Source organism: Paenibacillus sp. FSL M7-0896 (genome assembly GCF_037975415.1).
In the GTDB taxonomy this organism is placed as follows: domain Bacteria; phylum Bacillota; class Bacilli; order Paenibacillales; family Paenibacillaceae; genus Paenibacillus_AQ; species Paenibacillus_AQ silagei.
Genome location: NZ_CP150250.1, coordinates 303,542 through 322,266, shown reverse-complemented (window position 1 = coordinate 322,266; position 18,725 = coordinate 303,542). Strand labels below are relative to the sequence as shown.

14 protein-coding genes are annotated in these 18,725 nt (G+C 55.6%); 4 read left to right on the top strand and 10 right to left on the bottom strand.

Translation table 11 applies throughout. The annotated features are described in order from the left end of the window. Positions 1 to 39 precede the first annotated feature (39 nt). The 3 genes from MKY12_RS01400 to MKY12_RS01390 form a co-directional block, all read right to left on the bottom strand. Positions 40 to 2,949: an extracellular solute-binding protein gene (locus tag MKY12_RS01400; RefSeq protein ID WP_339312616.1), complete on the bottom strand. Its 2,910-nt coding sequence runs from the start codon at positions 2,947 to 2,949 to the stop codon at positions 40 to 42. A gap of 214 nt (positions 2,950 to 3,163) precedes the next feature. Continuing rightward, complete coding sequence (locus tag MKY12_RS01395; protein ID WP_339312614.1) at positions 3,164 to 4,579, bottom strand: extracellular solute-binding protein; 1,416 nt, start codon at positions 4,577 to 4,579, stop codon at positions 3,164 to 3,166. Between the two features lie 992 nt (positions 4,580 to 5,571). Next, complete coding sequence (locus MKY12_RS01390) at positions 5,572 to 6,609, bottom strand: LacI family DNA-binding transcriptional regulator (protein ID WP_339312613.1); 1,038 nt, start codon at positions 6,607 to 6,609, stop codon at positions 5,572 to 5,574. 217 nt (positions 6,610 to 6,826) lie between these two features. Between MKY12_RS01390 and MKY12_RS01385 the strand changes: the two genes are divergently transcribed. Beyond that, a complete protein-coding gene (locus tag MKY12_RS01385) occupies positions 6,827 to 7,354 on the top strand; it encodes a hypothetical protein (RefSeq protein WP_339312612.1) in 528 nt (175 codons plus the stop codon). A gap of 469 nt (positions 7,355 to 7,823) precedes the next feature. Here MKY12_RS01385 and mutY read toward each other — a convergent pair whose 3' ends face one another. Then, positions 7,824 to 9,209, bottom strand: coding sequence for an A/G-specific adenine glycosylase (gene mutY, locus MKY12_RS01380; RefSeq protein ID WP_339312610.1), 1,386 nt, complete (start codon positions 9,207 to 9,209; stop codon positions 7,824 to 7,826). 32 nt (positions 9,210 to 9,241) lie between these two features. Beyond that, on the bottom strand, positions 9,242 to 9,646 hold the full coding sequence (acpS, locus tag MKY12_RS01375; protein ID WP_339312608.1) for a holo-ACP synthase: 405 nt from the start codon (positions 9,644 to 9,646) through the stop codon (positions 9,242 to 9,244). A gap of 281 nt (positions 9,647 to 9,927) precedes the next feature. Between acpS and MKY12_RS01370 the strand changes: the two genes are divergently transcribed. Beyond that, complete coding sequence (locus MKY12_RS01370) at positions 9,928 to 10,746, top strand: alpha/beta fold hydrolase (protein ID WP_339312606.1); 819 nt, start codon at positions 9,928 to 9,930, stop codon at positions 10,744 to 10,746. Between the two features lie 418 nt (positions 10,747 to 11,164). Here the strand turns inward: MKY12_RS01370 and nadE are convergent, their stop codons facing one another. The 3 genes from nadE to MKY12_RS01355 form a co-directional block, all read right to left on the bottom strand. After that, positions 11,165 to 11,974 (bottom strand): ammonia-dependent NAD(+) synthetase, encoded by an 810-nt coding sequence (nadE, locus tag MKY12_RS01365; RefSeq protein WP_339312604.1) that lies wholly within the window; start codon positions 11,972 to 11,974, stop codon positions 11,165 to 11,167. 143 nt (positions 11,975 to 12,117) lie between these two features. Beyond that, positions 12,118 to 12,552: a BrxA/BrxB family bacilliredoxin gene (locus tag MKY12_RS01360; protein WP_036722287.1), complete on the bottom strand. Its 435-nt coding sequence runs from the start codon at positions 12,550 to 12,552 to the stop codon at positions 12,118 to 12,120. A 170-nt stretch (positions 12,553 to 12,722) separates the two neighbouring features. Next, positions 12,723 to 14,444: an ATP-binding protein gene (locus MKY12_RS01355; RefSeq protein ID WP_339312602.1), complete on the bottom strand. Its 1,722-nt coding sequence runs from the start codon at positions 14,442 to 14,444 to the stop codon at positions 12,723 to 12,725. A 161-nt stretch (positions 14,445 to 14,605) separates the two neighbouring features. On the opposite strand from MKY12_RS01355, the gene MKY12_RS01350 reads away from it, so the two are divergent. Beyond that, complete coding sequence (locus tag MKY12_RS01350; RefSeq protein WP_339312601.1) at positions 14,606 to 15,865, top strand: NAD(P)/FAD-dependent oxidoreductase; 1,260 nt, start codon at positions 14,606 to 14,608, stop codon at positions 15,863 to 15,865. Positions 15,866 to 15,947: 82 nt separating this feature from the next. Here the strand turns inward: MKY12_RS01350 and MKY12_RS01345 are convergent, their stop codons facing one another. Further along, complete coding sequence (locus tag MKY12_RS01345; protein WP_339312599.1) at positions 15,948 to 17,198, bottom strand: ABC transporter permease; 1,251 nt, start codon at positions 17,196 to 17,198, stop codon at positions 15,948 to 15,950. Then, on the bottom strand, positions 17,195 to 17,992 hold the full coding sequence (locus MKY12_RS01340) for an ABC transporter ATP-binding protein (protein ID WP_209877884.1): 798 nt from the start codon (positions 17,990 to 17,992) through the stop codon (positions 17,195 to 17,197). The genes MKY12_RS01345 and MKY12_RS01340 overlap by 4 nt, the downstream gene beginning before the upstream one ends. Positions 17,993 to 18,250: 258 nt before the next feature. Between MKY12_RS01340 and MKY12_RS01335 the strand changes: the two genes are divergently transcribed. Then, entirely contained in the window at positions 18,251 to 18,718 is a 468-nt protein-coding gene (locus MKY12_RS01335; protein ID WP_036722277.1) for a MarR family transcriptional regulator, read from the top strand. Positions 18,719 to 18,725: the final 7 nt, after the last annotated feature.

The window sequence follows — 18,725 nt, the reverse complement described above, 5'->3', positions numbered from 1 at the left end:
TTCGGCCGTATTTTTCACTTTCTGCACAAGAGTCCCTCCCTATTCCCTTCGTTTCAAATCGAACTCTGCTCTCTTCTGATCAATCTCATAGTCGATCTCCTGCACATAATCGTACAGGGCATCAGCGGTGTTCGTTCCATTGTTGATGACCTCGCGCAGGGCATTGTCCAGATGGCGGCCTGTGAAGTAACCGCCAGGCACCTCAGGTACACCCTGCACCCATTGCCACTGCTCCTCCAGATGGCGGTAATCGCTAGTCGGCCACGGCAGCTCCTTAAGCGCTTCAACGTTGGCGGTCGGATACCGCGCAGCCGCGCCCATGAGGCCCTCCATCTCCCGGCCGAAGCGGACCTGCGAATCCTTGTCGACCCACCACTTCATGAATTCCCAGGCGGCATCCTTGTTCCCCGCCTGCCTCAGCATCAGGGCGGCAGTGCCCCCGCTGGCAACGTCCCTGCGGATACTTCCGTCCGGCTGCTTCGTCCCCGGAACCGGAATGAATTCCCATAGCCCCTTAATCTCCGGCGCAGATACGCTCAGATAGTTATAGAAGGTATAATCCTGAATGCCGACCGGCATCTCGCCGGTGCGGAACCGCATCGGGAAGTCGAAGATCAGCGGCAGCTTGTAGCTGGTATAGAAATTGGTCCAGTTCTTGAAGGCAGCCAGCCCGGTCTCTGTATCGAGTCCGCTCTTCGCTCCGTTATTCAGATAAAATGATCCGCCCATCTGATAGAGCAGCATGGCATAGGCGCGGTTGACCTCCAGCACCGGCACGCCTGTGGTCTGCGCGAGCGGCAGCGCCATATCCATCCGGTGCTTCTGCAGCACGGGAATCATCGCGTATACCTCATCCCAGGTCTGCGGCGGCGCAAGGTTCAGCTCCTGCAGAATATCCTTCCGGTAGAACAGCATGTTGAAGATCTGCTGCTCCGGCAGGGCAAAGACCTGATTCTCGAACCGGTACGGCACGAGCGCGCTGTCTCTGAACTGCTTCACCACATCCTCATAGCCGGGATACTTCGACAGATCCTCCGCCGCTTTGCGCATCCCGAAGTTCACTGGCATATCATTGCCGACCTGCATCGCCACATCCGGGCCTTCCCCGGCCAGCGAGGCGCGCAGCAGCACATTCGGACTCACCAGCTTCAGATTGACACCGATGCCGGTAAGCGGGGTAAATGTATCATCGATCATTGCCTTCAGCACCTGCGCCTGGTCGCGGCCGGTTCCGATCCATACATCAATGGTCTCGCCGTTCTCCGTGGTATTGCCAATTGTGTTGTAATCCTCGAAGAACGAATGGGTGAAGGACGACACCTCATGCACAAGCTTCCTGAATCCGGAAGCATTCGCCTTCGGCAGCTTCACATCCGGCGAAGACAGCAGCAGATAATCAATCTCCAGCGGCTGCTCCCGTACCTCCAGAATCCAGGAGCCTACGCTGCCGACATTGATTTTGAACTGCGACAGCCGCTTCTGCACCGTTTCCGGCTTGTCGGCCATGTCCGCCAGCTGATAGGCAGTTTTATTCAAGGTTGCGGTTTTATCACTCTTTTCCCCTGTAAGCCGGACCAGCTCTTCCGATACGCCATATAGAATCTGGCTCTGCTCACGGAAGACCGCCGTCATATCCGGGATTTGCTCCTCCAGCCTGTAATCGCGGTACGGATCTGGCACATTCCCTGTAATCATCAGGATTTTCCGGTACATCGCATTAATGTCCAGCACACTGGCCTCCACCTGGCGCAAGAGCGGTGCAATTGCCCCGAGGCTGACCTCCAGCTGTAATTCGTGTTTTCCTTTGCTTAAATAGAACAAATACGGCTCATCATCGTTCCCCAGCCGGTTCATCTGCCAATCCGAATCGTAGTAGAACGGAATCTGCAGCATTTCCCGGAACGGAATCTCTCCGTCAATCCGCATAGAGCGTGTGGAATAGATCCCTCTTAGCAGCTCCTGCCGGCCTTTGATGGTGATGTTGTACAGACCGTCCTCCGGCGCTTCCACCTCCCAGGCGATCCATTGTCCCGGTACCCGCCAGTTGTTGCCGCCAATCGTGTTCATTCTGATCTTGGACACATCGTACGGCTCTGTTGAAGGGCTTGAGCGGTCTGTGATCGGATACAAGGTCGGGGAGGATTTGTAGGCCGCCGCTTCCCCCTGCACCTTGACCGCGTGGCCGCTGGTAGCCTTATACCCCTTAGCTTCGTAGCTCTGATTCACCTCTGCGTAGGCAGCGGGTGCATCGTAGCTGTGCAGCTTAATATAGTCGATGACCATCGGCTCTCTGCTGGACACCATCGTCAAGGTGTGCCGTCCGGCCGACAGATAGAATTGATACGGCTCCTCATAGTAGCCTTCCGTATCTCTCAGCAGCGTCTCCTGCCAGGCCGGGGCATCAATCTGGCGCGGCCGGAGATCATTGTCCCGGTTATCCTGCTGGATCTCCGGGTTCTCATTGACCCAGATCCGCCCGAAGGACAGATTGCGGGCGCTGGTGAACGGCAGCTTGCCGTCGATCAGCAGCTCACGTTCAATCGCCGAGCTTTTGCCCTTCACCGGATAATACCGGACAGAGATGTGATACAGTCCGGACTTCGGCACATCCAGCTGCCACTCTACCGAACCGCTCTCCTCCGTTCTGACGTATCTTCCCGTCTCCCCGCCAAGCTCCGTCAGCACCTCCGGACTCATCCCCTCGGCCCCGGTATAATCAGCTCCCTTCAGCATAATTTCTTCGCGGGGCTGCTCCTCGCCCTCATATTGCTGCAGATAATGCTCATAGCTGCCCTCAGGCAGCTGCCGCACCTCCTGCCCGTTCCCCGTCACACCTTGCGCCTGGGCAGCAGGCAGCTCTGCGCTTGCCGCAGGCAGCGCCATCATGGAGATCAGCATGACGGTTACAAGTGTCCGGTTCATCATCCGCCGGGATAATGATATTCTCACTCGGGTTCCCTCCTCTAGCAGACTTGCATATTAAGAGTGATACAGGTGGTGCAGAATAGAAGGATAAATAATTGTGTGAAACATATAAATCCTTATAATTCAAGCGCACACGGCTACGCCGCCCTATAAGGGCGGCAGCCGATTTTGCAGACAAACACAGCAGGTATTGCGCAAGACAAGCAGGTATTACCCTTGTTATGAGCTGTCCAGCTACCTATTTCTTCTCTTTATCCTGCTCACCGCTCAGTACTTTCTTGGCTGCGGCCTGCGCCGTTCCAATCACTTGGGCCACCCCGGTGGACGGTGTAATCTCGCCCTTCAGGAATTTCTCAGTCACCTTATCCAGCTGATCCTTGACGCCAAGACCGCCGTAACGTCCGCCGAAGACCCGCTCCACCTTATCTTCATCATTCATCGCATTGGCGATAGAGGCTTCATCCGGCAAAATATTCTCCATCGACAGTCTGCGGTTCTCCTGCCAGCTGTCGAACGGCTGCAGATCCTCCCAGATCTTTACGATTGTATCCGCATCCTTAACGCCTTTGGGAATGGCATAGGCTGCTGTCTGGCCCAGCGGATCGTAGTACTTATCGGCCTGCGGGCCTTTTGGAATATAGACATACCCCCATTCATCCTTCATCTTGCCAAGAATACGCCCCTCGATTTCCCAGAGACCGCCCGGATACATAGCCACGGTGCCTTCTCCAAAATACTTAGCCGGGTCTTCCCAGTCATTGCCCTCGTTAGGCTTGAATACCTTATCCTGCGTGTACAGCTTATGAAGGAAGTTAAGCGCTTCCATGGATGCCGGTGAATCAAAGACCGCCTTCTGAGTAGCTTCATCGTAGATTTTGCCGCCGTTGCTGGCGATCAGCAGCTCCGAGATCACATAATGGGCTCCGGCCAGACCGTACTGGTCCATCTTCCCGTCCCCGTTCTTGTCAATCGTCAGCTTCTTAGCCGCATCAAGCATCGTATTCCAGTTCCAGTTATCCTCATCCATCAGCTGCTGCGGGTCCTTCAGGCCCGCTTCCTTGAAAATACGCTTGTTATAGAACACGCCGCTGTCGTTCGGGCTATACCAGCTTTCCAGGCCATAGACCTTATCGCCGCCGAAGCGCATGGAATCAATCACACTCTGATCGATGAGTGAATCCTTCAGATAATCATCCAGCGGTGTCAGGAAACCGCCATGCATCAGGCCCCAGATGAAGCCGTCAGGCAGCCGGACAATCTCGGCAAACGGATCGCTTGCCATAACGGAAGAGGACAGCTTCTCGGCGGTGGACCAATACTCTGTATTCAGGTATTTAATCTTGACGTTGTATTTCTCTTCCACCGCTTTGATCCGTTCGCGGGCAAGCTCATCTGCCTCTGAATCCCCGACAGGAGTGGCGTCCCACCAGTGGGAGATGCGGATCTCCCGCCCGTTCAAATTAGCAGCCGGCTCCTTCGGCGCTTCCGTTGCCGCTGCTGGCGTTTCACTGGCTGCCGGAGCCTGAGTCGCCTCCGCCGCCGGTATTGTTGCCGGTGCAGACGCGTTATTCCCTCCGCTGCAACCGGTTACAAGTGTAACTACGGCTGTAAGCAGCATGAACCACGCCGAGCTTTTCTTCTTCAACTGTTTCACTGTTCGCCACGCTCCCCTAATTTCAGTGATGTTAAGCTAATCCAAGATTGAACTGATTCAAGATTGAACTGATTCAAGATTGAACTGATCCAAGATTAAACTGATTCAAGATTAAACTGATTCAAGATTAAACTGATTCAAGCATGTCTGCGTCCGTCCCCCGCTCCCTTCCCGATGTCATATTTATATAGTGGCGTATGCCAGCATATAAGCCCTTAAGACTACCCTTGAGATGATGAAAAGAAAACTTGGAAATAAATCAACTTGGATACGGTTATTGCCGCCCCCTAAGGGCGGTGCCGTATAAGCGAGAAAGATAAGGAGCATTGCATGGCCGAATCGTCCCTTTAAGGGCGGTGCTGCTCCAGAGGGAAGGATAAGGATTGTTGTACGGCCCCTGCCGTCCCATTAAGAGCGATACTGCTTCAGAGGGAAGGATCAGGATTGTTGTACGGCCCCTGGCCGCCCCATTAAGAGCGATATGCTTCAGAGGGAAGGATCAGGATTGTTGTACGGCCCCTGGCCGCCCCATTAAGAGCGATACTGCTTCAGAGGGAATATCAGGATCAACTGTGTACTCCCATGCCGTCCCTCTAAGGACGGTGCCTCTCTTGAGGAAAATATCAGGGTGACTGGTGGGTTATGGCTGCGAATTCTTATACTTTTCAAATTATCAGCAAATTCAAAAAATCCCCTTGTCCCATATGTACAGCCAGAGTAACCGCTTACTCAAACTCTAAAAAATAATGAAATGGGTTTCATGAAATCCATTTCATTATAACTTCTGGTTATCCCCTGGTCAATCCTACTTTACACAAATTTCATGCTTCAATCCAAAAACTTTCCAGAATACAGGCCCCCTCGTGCTGACGCACTCCACATACGCCTGGAAAGTTCTTGACCGGCCCTGGATGAACATACTTGAATGCGTGCACAGCAGACTTGTCTGGTAGGCAGCTTCCGTTAGGCTACTATGCGTGCTAATGCGCGAGCTATTCTGCGGTATTTTTCGGACGGCCCGTGCTGTCCCGTACCACCAGCTTTGGCTGGAGCACCGTACGTTTCTTGGGATTCCTGCCGCTGATCAGCTCATGGAGCATCTCTACCGACAGCTCCCCCAGCTGGTTGGTGTTCTGCGACACGGTGGTCAGCTCCGGAATAACCGCTCTGGATAAGGGCGAATCGTCGAATCCGACGATCGACAGATCCTCCGGTATCTTCAGCCCATGCTGGGTAGCCGACTTCAACGCCCCGATGGCCGTAAAATCATTTACACACAGCACCGCTGTCGGCCGGTCCTCTTGCTCCAGCATCCGGTCCATCAGCGTCCGCCCGCCCTCGATCGAGAAGTCATGGAACATGACCCAATCCTTGCGCAGCGTAAGCCCCCGCTCCTTCAGCTTCATCCTCACGGACTTCAGCTTCACCTGGGTCGTGGAGGTCTCCTCCATTCCCCCGAGGAATCCGATTCTCCGGTGCCCCAGGTCCAGCAGATGCTGGGTGGCCAGTGCCGCCCCTTCTTCTTCATCGGTGTAAATGCGGTGCAGTCCGCTCCGGGGCAGATTGCCGTTGACCAGCACGATCGGCACATGCTTCGACAGCTCAACGACCTCCTGGGACAACGCCGGCGGACACTGATTCAGGTTAATTCTGCCGCCCAGGAAAATAATCCCGTCCACTCTTTTCTCCCGAAGGATGCTAAGGTACTCCGATTCACGGCTATGCTCCCCCGCCGTATCGCAGAGGAAGAAGGTATAACGCTTCTCTCTAGCCACATTCTCGGCTCCCCAGAAGACCTCCGGGAAAAAGGGGTTGGTGATGTCAGGTAAAATCATGGCGATCGTGCCAGTCTCCTTCTTAAGCAGACTGCGGGCCAGCGCGTTCGGCTGAAACTGATGCTTCTCAATCACAGCCATGATGATCTCCCGGGTGCTCTCCTTGACCGGAGCTGTATTGTTGAGGACACGGGAGACTGTGGCTACGGACACCTGGGCCTCCTTGGCGATATCATATATGGTAATCGTCTTCATCCTTTACCTCCTTGGTCTCGCGTTCCTGGCTTATAGCAACTTACATCCGGGGCGGATGGGTGCGGGTGGTTGGGGTGGGGATTGGGGTTGAGCGGGAGTTGGCAGGGGGGGCAGGGCGTGGGTAGAGTTGGTAGGGCGCAGGGGATGGGGCGGTGCTTAGTGGCCCGTTATTCGTGCCAGCCGCCAACCGCTCCTCATTTCGCTCAACCGCCCACTTTTGGCCAATTCAGGGGCATTTCTGCTCCTCATTTCGTTCGACCCGCCCACTTTTGGCAATTCAGGGGTATTTGTGCTCCTCATTTTGCTCGACCCGCCCACTTTCGGCCAATTCAGGGGTACTTGTGCTCCTCATTTCGTGCGCCCCGCCCACTTTCGGTCAATTCAGGGGTATTTGTGCTCCTCATTTCGTTCGACCCGCCCACTTTCGGTCAATTCAGGGGTATTTGTGCTCCTCATTTTGCTCGGCCCGCCCACTTTCGGCACATTTAATGGGATCTATCCCTTTGATTTCACCGCGCGGTCCACTTTCGGCACATTTAATGGGATTTATCCCTTTGATTTCACCATGCGGCTCACTTTCGGCACATTTAATGGGATTTATCCCTTTGGTTCGGCCGTGCGGCTCACTTTCGGCACATTTAATGGGATTTATCCCTTTGATTTCACCGCGTGGTCCACTTTCGGCACATTTAATGGGATTTATCCCTTTGATTTCACCGTGCGGCTCACTTCCGGCACTTTTTAATGGGATTTATCCCTTTGGTTCGGCCGTGCGGCTCACTTCCGGCACTTTTTAATGGGATTTATCCCTCTGATTTCACCGTGCGGCTCACTTCCGGCACTTTTAATGGGATTTATCCCTTTGATTTCACTGTGCGGCTCACTTCCGGCACTTTTAATGGGTTTTTGCAGTCTGATTCCGGCGCGGTTAGTGGCGCACATATACTATACTTTCGGCTGTTGAGGTCAGGTAGTACTTAATTCCAGTTTGTCCACAACCGAAGCCCCCTACATTTGCTCAACAGCACACGGAAGCGGCGGCACTCTCTTTAGAAGGACGGCAGCCGTTACAGCGTTGGTGAGAAGATGAGAGAAGCACCCCCGTCTAGCACCAAACATACTAATCTTTACACTGCAATCGGCAGCAGTGATGCTTGTCCGTTGGTGATCTGTATGGCTCAGCAGGGATTAGCATAGCGGTAGCAGCTTGGAGCCTACGTCCCTTGCTCATCGAAATAGCTGTTCAGCAGCTTGAGGAACACATTCGGAAAGGCGTAATTTTTCATGTCCTCACGGTTGATCCAGCGCTGCGCTCCGCTGTCTGCTGCATCAGCTGCGGCATCCCCGCTGTCGAACAGCGCCAGCGGTGCGTCTTCCGCCGGCTGTGCCCCCAGCGCCGCAGCCAGCAGGCTGTTCTCACGCTCCGCATGAGTCGCTCCCGCATCCACTCCCAGCGTGCCATCCGCGCGTCCTGCATGCACCGCCCCAGCATCCGCCCCCAGCGCGCCATCCGCGCGCTCCGCTTGCGCCGCCCCGTACACGGCGCGGCTCTCCGCTGCCAGCGGCAGCGCCGCCTCTTCCCTGCAGCGGTACACCTGCAGGGTCCACACAATATGGCTGAATGTATGCTCCGCAGCCATCCAGTGCCCCTCAGGCCGGGCGTGAATCCCGGCCTGGCTCATGGATCGGCGTAGCCGGTCCAGCGCTGCCGCTTCCGGCAGCAGCGCACCGCGCGCGCCGCCAGCCTCAGCAGGCGGCGCCGGCCAGTGCGGCAGCTCCCACATGCGGGCCAGCAGCCCGCTGGCCGGCCGCTGCCGGATCAGTACCCGGCCCGCGTGCTCGCCGCGGCCCTCCACCAGGGCAGCCAGCCGCTCCTCCGGACGCGGCGGCTTCGCCTTGGTCTTGACGGGCAGCGAAGCCTCGCAGCCCGCCAGCCGTGCGGCGCAGTGCTCCATCACCGGGCACGGAAGGCAGCGCGGTGATTTCGGCGTGCAGATGAGCGCGCCAAGCTCCATCAGCGCCTGATTGAAGCTGCCCGCCTCCCCTTCGGGGATGAGTTCGGCGGCGAGCTTTTCCATTTTCACACGGGTCGGGCCTTTGGCAATGTCGTCCTCAATCAGAAAATACCGGGATAAGACGCGCATCACATTGCCATCCACCGCCGGCTCCGGCCGGTTGAACGCGATGCTCAGAATAGCACCGGCTGTATACGGGCCTACGCCCTTGAGGCCGAATACGGCATCGCGGTCATCCGGCACCTGCCCCCCGTACAGCTCCTTGACCTGCTTCGCGGCATGCTGGAGATTCCGGGCACGCGAGTAGTAGCCAAGGCCCTCCCAGCATTTCAGTACCTCCTCCTCCGGTGCATCTGCGAGCGCCTCCACGGTTGGAAACTGCTCAATGAAACGGTTGAAATAAGGAATCACTGTATCTACCCGGGTCTGCTGCAGCATAATCTCAGAGATCCAGATGTAATACGGGTTACGGTGGCGTCGCCACGGCAGGTCCCGCTTCTGGAGGTGGTACCATTCCAGCAGGAACCGGCTGAAGAATAACTTGGCTTCCTGCTGCGCTTCTATGTGCTTCTCATCTGTGGTCATCGTTATTCTCCTTGCCGTTCATAATTATATAGTTACAGGCTATGGCCGGTCGTCCGCTCCACCACCGCGAAGGCCGAGGCCAGTCCGCGGCTGTGCGTAATGGTGAGATGAATGACATACTCCTGCTCCGGCAGCCCCAGCCGGTCCCAGGCCTCCGCCGACAGTATGGCTACTGGCTTGCCCAGCGCATCCGGCAGAATCTCAATGTCCTGAAAACCCACCATCTGACCGATTCCGCAGCCCAGCGCCTTCACAACCGCTTCCTTGGCCGAGAATCTCCCGGCGGTGAATTCCGCTGTCTTCGCGCCTTTGCCTGCGGCCAGCACCCGCTCCTGCCCGGTCAGAATTCTCCGTGCGAACCGGTCGCCCAGGCTGCCCTCTGCAATCCCGGCAACCCTGCCGATTTCCAGCACATCATGCCCGATTCCGTAAATCACACTCCCACACCTCTCCTGGCTCTGCATTCCTTAACCCTCTTATATTACCTTCTATCCTTACCCTGCGTCTAATGATATGATCTTGCTAGGACTCCACAGATCTCATGTAACAGTGAAGCCTGTCAGCTTCTTGACCAAGTATTATTAATAATAGTCTTAGCGTCAGCTTTCTGCTATCTTAAAAGAAAAAAAACTGAAAGTCTATCACCCGCAAATCAGGTATATCTGGTAAGAAAGTACAACCGCCAGTTCCAAGAGATGAAGGAAAGGAAGAATACCTTATGTCCCGTAATTTTGAATTACCCGCAGGGGAGGATACGGTGCTTCGCTGCTCCCATTTTCCCGCTCAGGGAGAGGCCCGGAGTGTGGTGGTTATCGCTCACGGCTACAAAGGCTTCAAGGATTGGGGGATGTTCCCGTATACGGCACAGGCGCTCAGCGACGAGCATGAAGTGATCAGCTTCAACTTCTCCCATGCCGGCATCGGCGAGGATCTGCAGAATTTCACCGAGCTGGATAAGTTCGCCCGCAATACCTACCAGCGTGAGATCAAGGATATGGAGATCCTGCTCTCTTATCTGAGCCAGCACCACAGGTTCGGCAGCCTCCCGCTTTTCCTGCTGGGCCATAGCCGCGGCGGGGGCGACTCACTCCTCTACGCACTGGATCATCCGGCAGAAATTGCCGGGGTCATCTCCTGGAACGGGATCACTAACCTGGATCTGTTCACAGAGCAGCAGAAGAGTGAAATGCGGGAAAAGGGCCGGACCCATGTGCTCAACGGACGGACCGGCCAGCAAATGCCGCTGGACGCCATCATTATAGAGGATCTGGAGCAGCAGGCGGAGCGTTACCAGATTCTAGAGCGGATGAAGCAGGCCAACTTCCCCGTTGTCCTGATTCAAGGCAGTGAGGACGGCGAGCATCTGCGGCGCGGCTCCGAGCAATTGGTCCGGCTGCGGCCGGATATCGAATGGGTGCAGATTCCCGGCGGCAATCATACCTTTGGCACCGTTCATCCTTTTGCCGGAACTACCCCCCAGTTAGAACTGGCGATATCCGCTACCAGAGAGTTCATCGACCGGGTGCTGGCGAAGTAGGCCGTACATTTATAATGAGCCTCACATACCTGGCCGACTAATTGTATTCGGTTTTCCGCATACATTTGGCCGTTCGCCTTCGCACCAGCACAATGTATTCGGTTTTTCGCATACATTCGGCCGATGTACCTTCACACGAGCATATTGTATTCGGTTTTCCGCACACATTTGGCCGTTCGCCTTCGCACCAGCACAATGTATTCGGTTTTCCGCATACATTCGGTCGATGCACCTTCATACGAGCTATTGTATTCGGTTTTCCGCACACATTCGGCCGATGCACCTTCGCACCAGCACATTGTATTCGGTTTTCCGCATACATTCGGCTCGTTCGCCTTCGCACCAGCATACTCTTACACAAAAAACGCCGGAGCGTCTGCATCAAGCGCAGCGCCCCGGCGGCTCCGGCATAACCTGTCTAGATCCCCGGAATACTATCGCGCTTATGCGCCGTTCTCCGGAAGAAGCGCTCCAGCTTCTCAGCCGCTTCAGGGCTGACGGTCTTCCCCTCCAGATAATCGCTGTTCTCCTCATAGGTGATTCCAAGCTCAGTCTCATCCGTCTGGCCCGGCCAGAGTCCGGCCGTCGGCGCTTTGGTTACGATATCTGCCGGCACGCCAAGCGCCGCAGCCAACTGCCGTACCTGCCGTTTGTTCAGGGAGGACAGCGGTGTTATATCGACGGCGCCATCGCCCCACTTCGTATAGAATCCGGTAATGGCCTCAGAGGCATGATCGGTACCCACCACCAGCAGATTGTTCTCAAAAGCAAGCGCATACTGCATCACCATCCGCGTTCTCGCTTTTACATTCCCCTTGCCCTGATGGGTAATATGCTTGTGCTGGCCCAGGGCCTTCAGGCTATGCTCGACCTCCAGGGCGATCTCGTTCACCGCTTCTTCGATATTGGTCTCCACCGTATGGGTCAGCTCAAAAGCCCGGGCCACCGCATAGCTGTGCTCAATATCCTCCTGCTCCCCGTAAGGCTGGAACACCCCGAGTGTCATATACTCCTTGCCTTCCTCCGCCGTCAGCTCGTCCGTAGCCAGCTTGCACAGACCCGCAGCCACGGCGCTGTCCACACCCCCGCTAATCGCAATCAGCAGACCTCTGGCCCCCGCCTGGAGCGCATACGCTTTCAGGAAATCTACACGCTTACGGATCTCCGCATCCGTATCAATCACCGGCTTAACTCCCAGCGTAGCAATAATCTCTTCCTGCAGACTCACAGGACCACCCCGTTTCTTAGAATTGTAATCCCTACCCTTAACATTAGAAAAAAAATCCCGCATGAGCCAAGCCCCCGGCTGACGGCTGGCTGATGCGGGATCATTACTTATTCATGCTGCTGCCCTCAGGCTGCAGGACATTATTACTGGCACACGCGGTCAAAAACTTCCTTCAGCTCCGCAGCAATCTCGGCGGCCGAACGGTCTTCCACACCGTGACGTTCGATGAAGTGAACCAGCTCGCCGTCCTTCATCAGCGCGATGGAAGGGGATGATGGCGGATACGGTGCGAAAAATTCACGCGCCTTGGCGGTAGCTTCCTTCTCCTGCCCGGCAAATACGGTGAACAGGTGATCCGGCAGAATCTCGTTCTGCAGCGCCTGGGCTACCCCTGGACGGCACTGTCCGGCGGCACAGCCGCATACGGAGTTCACAACAACCAACGAAGTTCCCTTGGCTGCCGGAAGGGCTGCTTCCACATCCTCCGGTGTTAATAGCTCCTGAAATCCGATGCTTGTCAGATCGTCGCGCATAGGTTGGATAGAATCTCTCATATATTGATTAAAAGACATGGACATTTCTCTGCACTCTCCTTCATCACTTGAATTGAGATAAGGTCAGAACCCGGATAACGTTACCGCGTTCCAGCACTACTTGCTAACTTTATTATACATACATACTCTGCGAAAGCAAGAGACGCAGCCTGCCGCTGCACAGCCCCGAAACGGTGCCGTCCCCGTGAAATCTGTTACATATATACAGGGCTTTGGACCGCTCCCTCTCTGGACTCCACCGGAAAAGTAACGATGACCGAGGTCCCGGACCCTACCTCCGATTCTACCCGGATCGTTCCGTTATGCCGCTCCGCAATACTAAGACAGAGCGGCAGGCCAAGACCTGTCCCCTGGCTCTTGGTGGTGAAGAACGGAGTGAACAATTGATTCAGCTGACTCTGGGGCATGCCTTCTCCGGTATCCGTAATAATCAGCAGCACGTTATCCTCATGCTCACAGGCAGCCAGCGTCAGTACGCCCTTGGCCTCCATCGCCTCCATGGCGTTGCGGGCCAGATTCAGAATCAGCTGCTTGATCTCCCGGACATTCAACTGCAGCAGCGGCATCGTCGGGCTGATTTTCAGCTCCACACTCTGGCCGCGGAGATTGGCATCCGCCCAGATCAGCGGCGTAAGCTCCTCCAGAATAGGCTGGAGCCCGGCCGGCTCCTTGTCCGATACACGGGTCTGTGCCAGCGACAGAAAGTCATTGATGATGCTGTTGGCCCGGTCCAGCTCTTCCATGACAATATGATAATAGGAGTGGAGCTCCTCCGGGCTTTTCTCCCGCATCAGCTGCAGGAAGCCACGAACTACCGCCATCGGGTTACGGATCTCATGCGTAATGCCCGCAGCCATCTGCCCGACCAGCGACAGGCGCTCGACATTGTCAAGCTCACTGCGCATTTTCTCCTCTTCCGTCAAATCCTGAATAATCATGACGATGCCGCCCGGCAGTCCCGATTCATGCTGGAGCGGCGCGGTAAAAATATGATAGGTCATCGAATCGACCCTGATCTTGGTATTGGAGCGCTGTCTGCTCCTCAGAACCGCCTGTAACCGGTCCAGGGTAGCCTGATCCATGCTTTTGCCGAAGATATCACTAGCCGGCCTGGACAAAATAAACTCTCTGGTCAACAAGGGACAATGACGCTGCATCAGGCTCAGCATATATTCATTCACCTCTGTCACATACCCGTTGTCATCGAACTCCATAATATTCAGCGGAACCACATTTGTAATCTGCTGCAGCTTCTCCGATTCCCACTGGAATTTCTCCGAGATTCCCTGCATTTGGACCCTAACCTGCAGCTTGTCCCACGCCTTATCGATATAGGTGATGAACAAGGCGCCCAGAATTAGGGCCGTTAATCCGTATAGTCCGGCGAGGGCCGCTTCGCTGGTAGGTATATCCATGACGTTCCTGCCCTGTATATTCGGTACAATGACTATGAATAACATGCTCGGGAAAAGTGCGCCCCACAGGATGAAGATTTTGCCGGGTATCGCAGATTTCTTGAACATCCCGGACATACCGAAGAGCAGCGGATACAGCAGCACCCCTGTATTCAGGAAGAGATGCTCCAGACCTGAGGGCACCGAGAACAATGCAGTACAGAAGAAGAAGTATAGCGCGAGGTAGACGCTGGAGCGCAGATTACCATATAAGATCCCAATATACGCCGGGAGAATAGCCAGATTCAAATAGACCAACCCGAACATCGTGGCCGACAGTGCCATGCACAGCGTAATCCCCAGCGCGCAGCAGATCATCAGAAAGGCCTGGTCATCCGGAAACCTGATGTTCCTGCGCAAGGGATGGCCCCGGTCCAGCCTCCACTGAAAGAGAAACAGAAAAATGCAGGCAGCCGATATTTGCAATAAAATATCCTTTACCGCATAAATAATTGAAATCACTCCTCAAATTGGTTAAAATTCCTTTTCCACTTAGATTAAAGCATAACCGCGCATTCCTGACAACGATAATCAGGTTTCGGTCGCTTGGACCTGGCTACACTCCGCCTGGAATGGTATGATGCCGTTAATAGAGTGTCGCAATAAGCAAAAGGAGCAAATGAATGAGTAACTACGATGTAATCGTCATTGGAGGCGGCCCGTCCGGGCTGATGGCCAGCGTAGCCGCAGCCGGACACGGAGCGTCCGTACTTCTGATCGACAAAGGGGCGAAGCTGGGCCGCAAGCTGGGAATCTCGGGCGGCGGGCGCTGCAATGTTACCAATATAAAGGAGACCTCGGAGCTGATCGCCCATATTCCGGGCAACGGCCGTTTTTTATACAGCTCGTTTGATCATTTCAACAACCGGGATATTATAGATTTCTTTGAGGGGCTGGGCATTGCCTTGAAGGAGGAGGATAACGGGCGGATGTTCCCTGTATCGGACAAGGCCGCAAGCGTAGTATCCGCTCTGATAGGCAAAGTGCGGAGCCTTGGTGTGCAGATCATGACGGACAGCCCGGTCCGGGAGGTTCTCTACGAGGAAGGAGCCGTCCGGGGCATCCGCCTGGAGTCAGGCCAAGCGTTCGGCGCGAAGGCTGTAATCATCGCCACCGGAGGCAAATCCGTGCCGCAGACCGGATCTACCGGCGACGGGTACCCTTGGGCTGCCGCCGCCGGACATACGATCACGGAGCTGTTCCCGACCGAGGTCCCCATTCTCTCACGGGAGGCGTGGATCAAATCCGGGGAGCTGCAGGGCTTGTCCCTCCGCGATGTCATGCTGAGCGTCTGGAATCAGAAGGGCAAGAAAGTGATCTCTCACAGGGGGGATATGATCTTCACCCATTTCGGCTTATCCGGCCCGATTGCGCTGCGCTGCAGCCAGTTCCTCCGCCAGGTTCAGCAGAAGTCGGGAAACGATACCGTGGAGATGTCCATCGACCTGTTCCCGGACCTGTCCCTTCAGGAGGCGGAGTCTATGCTCCAGAATAAGCTCGATCTGGAGCCGAAGAAGGCTATCCGCAATTCGCTGAAGGGTCTGCTGCCCGAGCGCCTGATCCCGCTGCTGCTGGCGAAGAGCGGGCTGGACGGGGAGATTACAGGCCATCATCTGCCCAAGCTTGGCCTTGGGGCGCTGGCTGCCCTGGTGAAGCGGATGCCCGTTCAGGTTCACGGGACACGTTCCCTGGCGGAAGCCTTTGTGACCGGCGGGGGAGTTGCGCTCAAGGAGATCGACCCCAAGACCATGCAGTCCAAGCTGACCGCAGGCCTCTATTTCTGCGGTGAAATTCTCGATATTCACGGGTATACAGGCGGCTATAATATTACCGCTGCCTTCTCCACCGGCTATACGGCTGGCAAGCATGCGGCGGAGCAGTAAGGTGGATAAGCAGCGCCTATAGTTAGAACAGCCGTAACAGCAAAAAGCCTTCCCCCGGCTTGTGGAGGAAGGCTCTTTTCTATTATCTTGCAAACCTTATGACACTGAAGATACGGCCGATCCAGATTCCGGCGGCAGCCCCGACAGGGATAAAGATCAGCAAGCCCAACCAGCCGTAGGCCGGAATGCAGAGCATGGCGGAGCACAGAACAGCGAAGGGCGTCAGTAGAATGGGCATCGCCTTGGAACCGGCGTCCGCCTTCTGTTCCTTGGTGAACGGCAGAATGCCGATATAATCATCCCCGGAGAACAGATTCCAGAAGGAGGTCAGCCAGTAGGCCATCAGGCAAGTCAAGATGGCGTACAGCAGCCATTTCAGCACTACCGGCACAATAAGGATGGCCACCAGCGACACCCCGGTGAACTGCAAATACAGCTTGAGATGGGCCGGATTGCGCAGCAGCGCCTTCATCCCTGCGGCGGCGAAGCGGCTCTCGGGCAGCTTCGAGACCAGCAGCGGCTGCGATTTGCGGAAGATCCAGGGCTTATAGCGTGTCGGCCGCGGCTTATCCAGCACACGGCGCAGCAGAATCGCTGCAATTCTCATCCGCTGCTTGTAATCTTCGCGCACATCATTCATGAACGTGCCGCGCAGACGCAGGCGGGCTCTGAAGGCCAGAACGGTCACTACCGCGTAGGCGGCTGCCGCCAGGAACAGAAGGGCCGGGCTGTCCTTCCAGAAAAGCGCGAGACGCAGGTAGATCCCGCAGGGTACGGCCACCGCCAGGATCAGCCACAGCCGGCGGCGGAAGCCCTGCCGCTGCACCTTGACGATATGGCCCAGCAGCTTAACGGCCCAGCTACAGGTTATGGTCAGCGCCAGCAGGCCATAAGCGCTTGCCGTGCTCAGATCGTAGCCGCGGATCAGAAACGGCAGCAGAATGACGTACACCGCCGCCATCTTCAGCGCAGTTACCGCTAGGCTATAGACCATCCCCCCCTTGAGGATCGTGCTGATCCAGTTCTGCCGCTGCCGCAGGAACAGCAGATCGCCTTCCTGGAGCAGCAGTACGATACCTCCGGTAGCCAGCAGAATGGCCAGCAGCGAAGGCACGACCACAAAGGGTACATGGCTGAACCAACCCGGGAGATTGCCGTTCCAGTAGCCATAATAGAAGCGGCCACCGAGGAGGCCCCCCGGGATGAGGATATACAGCAGGACCGTCCAGTCTACAGCCGTACGGATAATAGCACTCTGCTCCCGGAAATGGGAGAACAGTCTTCGTCTTAAGAGATTCCTTGCAGCCGGGAACGCAAATGAATTCCGGCTCATGTTAATTCGTCGAAGCAATCAAACAGCGATCCCTCCGGCAGCCCCGCTTCCCCGCGTATCGCCGCAAGTGTCCCCTCGGCGGCAATTTTGCCTCCGGAGATCAGAATGAAGCTGTCGCAGATTTTCTCCGCTGTATCCAGAACATGCGTGGACATCAGCACCCCGGCGCCGCGTTCCCGTTCCGCCTCCAGCAGGCGCAGGAAATCCTTGGTGGCCCTGGGATCAAGGCCGATGAACGGCTCGTCCACAATATAGACATCCGGCTGTACCAGGAAGCCGAGCATGAGCATCATCTTCTGCTTCATCCCCTTGGAGAAGCCCGCCGGCAGATCATCCCGCACATGGGTCATGCTGAACTGTACCAGCAGCTGTTCCGCCGTGGACTCGAAGGCTTCATAGCTTAAGCCGTAGGCAGCGGCAGCCAGATCAAGATGCTCCCACAGGGTAAGGTCCTCGTAGAATACCGGCTGCTCCGGCACGTAGGCGTAGGACTGGTTCTCGCCGCCCAGCTTCACCCGGGCCTTGGCATGCTTCAGCAGACCAAGCAGCGTCTTGATCGTAGTGCTTTTGCCGGCCCCGTTCGGTCCGATCAGTCCCAGCAGCTCGCCCTTTCTCACCTGGAAGGAGATTCCTGAGATGCGGATATCCCCTGCCTCATAGCCTGCTTCCTCAATTACCACATCAAGCACGGTATCCTCTTCATCGTAGTCATCATCGTCGTCGTAATACTTGTTGATCCGGTCCTCCGTCTGCTTCGGAGCCTTCTGTTCCTCTGAGCCTTCTGTCTCTTCCATATCTATCTCCATCTCCTGTATCATCATTCAATATAATGCGATCATAGCACCATAGACGGACCTTTGCTGCAATAATTTTCACCCTTTACCCCTCCTTCAAAAGATTGTTCAATTTTTTATAATTAAAAGTGTGCTTATTGTGACAAATGACATGTTTTTCAATCTTTGTTTGACGTATTGTAAAGGCTAGATATCCGGAAGGAAGTATTCCAAACCGTGCGGATAAGCCCGTACGATTAACAATAGAGGTGGAGAAGCATGATACAATCCTATGAACGCGATACTCAGTTGACCCTGCATTTGTACAGAGTTTTTGCCAAGTCCTTCAAGAGCATTAACGAGCATGCTGTAACCGGCAGCAAGATCGAAGGCTTCAACCCGACCGCCTTCGCAGTCATGGAGGTTCTCTATTACAAAGGTCCGCAGCCCATCCAGCAGATCGGTGCCAAGCTGCTGCTGCAGAGCGGCAACGTTACTTATGTGATCGACAAGCTGGAAGAACGCGGCTACCTGCAGCGCAAGCCTTGTCCCAGTGACCGCCGTGTTATTTTTGCCGAGCTGACTACCGAGGGCGAACGCCTGATGAACGAGATGTATCCGAAGTACTCGGAGCGCCTGCATCTGGCCTTCAGCGGACTCAGCGACGAAGAGAAGGAACAGATGATTGTGCTGCTGAAGAAGATGGGCCTGCAGGCCGAAAAGCTCTCCCCGCTCCCGCGCAAATAAGGGTAGT

What these genes read in the sequence shown, in the direction of transcription:
- MKY12_RS01340 (WP_209877884.1), bottom strand. Translation starts at nt 17,992, where the DNA reads ATGGAAGAGACAGAAGGCTCAGAGGAACAGAAGGCTCCGAAGCAGACG.
- MKY12_RS01360 (WP_036722287.1), bottom strand. Translation starts at nt 12,552, where the DNA reads ATGTCCATGTCTTTTAATCAATATATGAGAGATTCTATCCAACCTATG.
- MKY12_RS01390 (WP_339312613.1), bottom strand. Translation starts at nt 6,609, where the DNA reads ATGAAGACGATTACCATATATGATATCGCCAAGGAGGCCCAGGTGTCC.
- MKY12_RS01370 (WP_339312606.1), top strand. Translation starts at nt 9,928, where the DNA reads ATGTCCCGTAATTTTGAATTACCCGCAGGGGAGGATACGGTGCTTCGC.
- mutY (WP_339312610.1), bottom strand. Translation starts at nt 9,209, where the DNA reads ATGACCACAGATGAGAAGCACATAGAAGCGCAGCAGGAAGCCAAGTTA.
- MKY12_RS01350 (WP_339312601.1), top strand. Translation starts at nt 14,606, where the DNA reads ATGAGTAACTACGATGTAATCGTCATTGGAGGCGGCCCGTCCGGGCTG.
- MKY12_RS01345 (WP_339312599.1), bottom strand. Translation starts at nt 17,198, where the DNA reads ATGAGCCGGAATTCATTTGCGTTCCCGGCTGCAAGGAATCTCTTAAGA.
- MKY12_RS01335 (WP_036722277.1), top strand. Translation starts at nt 18,251, where the DNA reads ATGATACAATCCTATGAACGCGATACTCAGTTGACCCTGCATTTGTAC.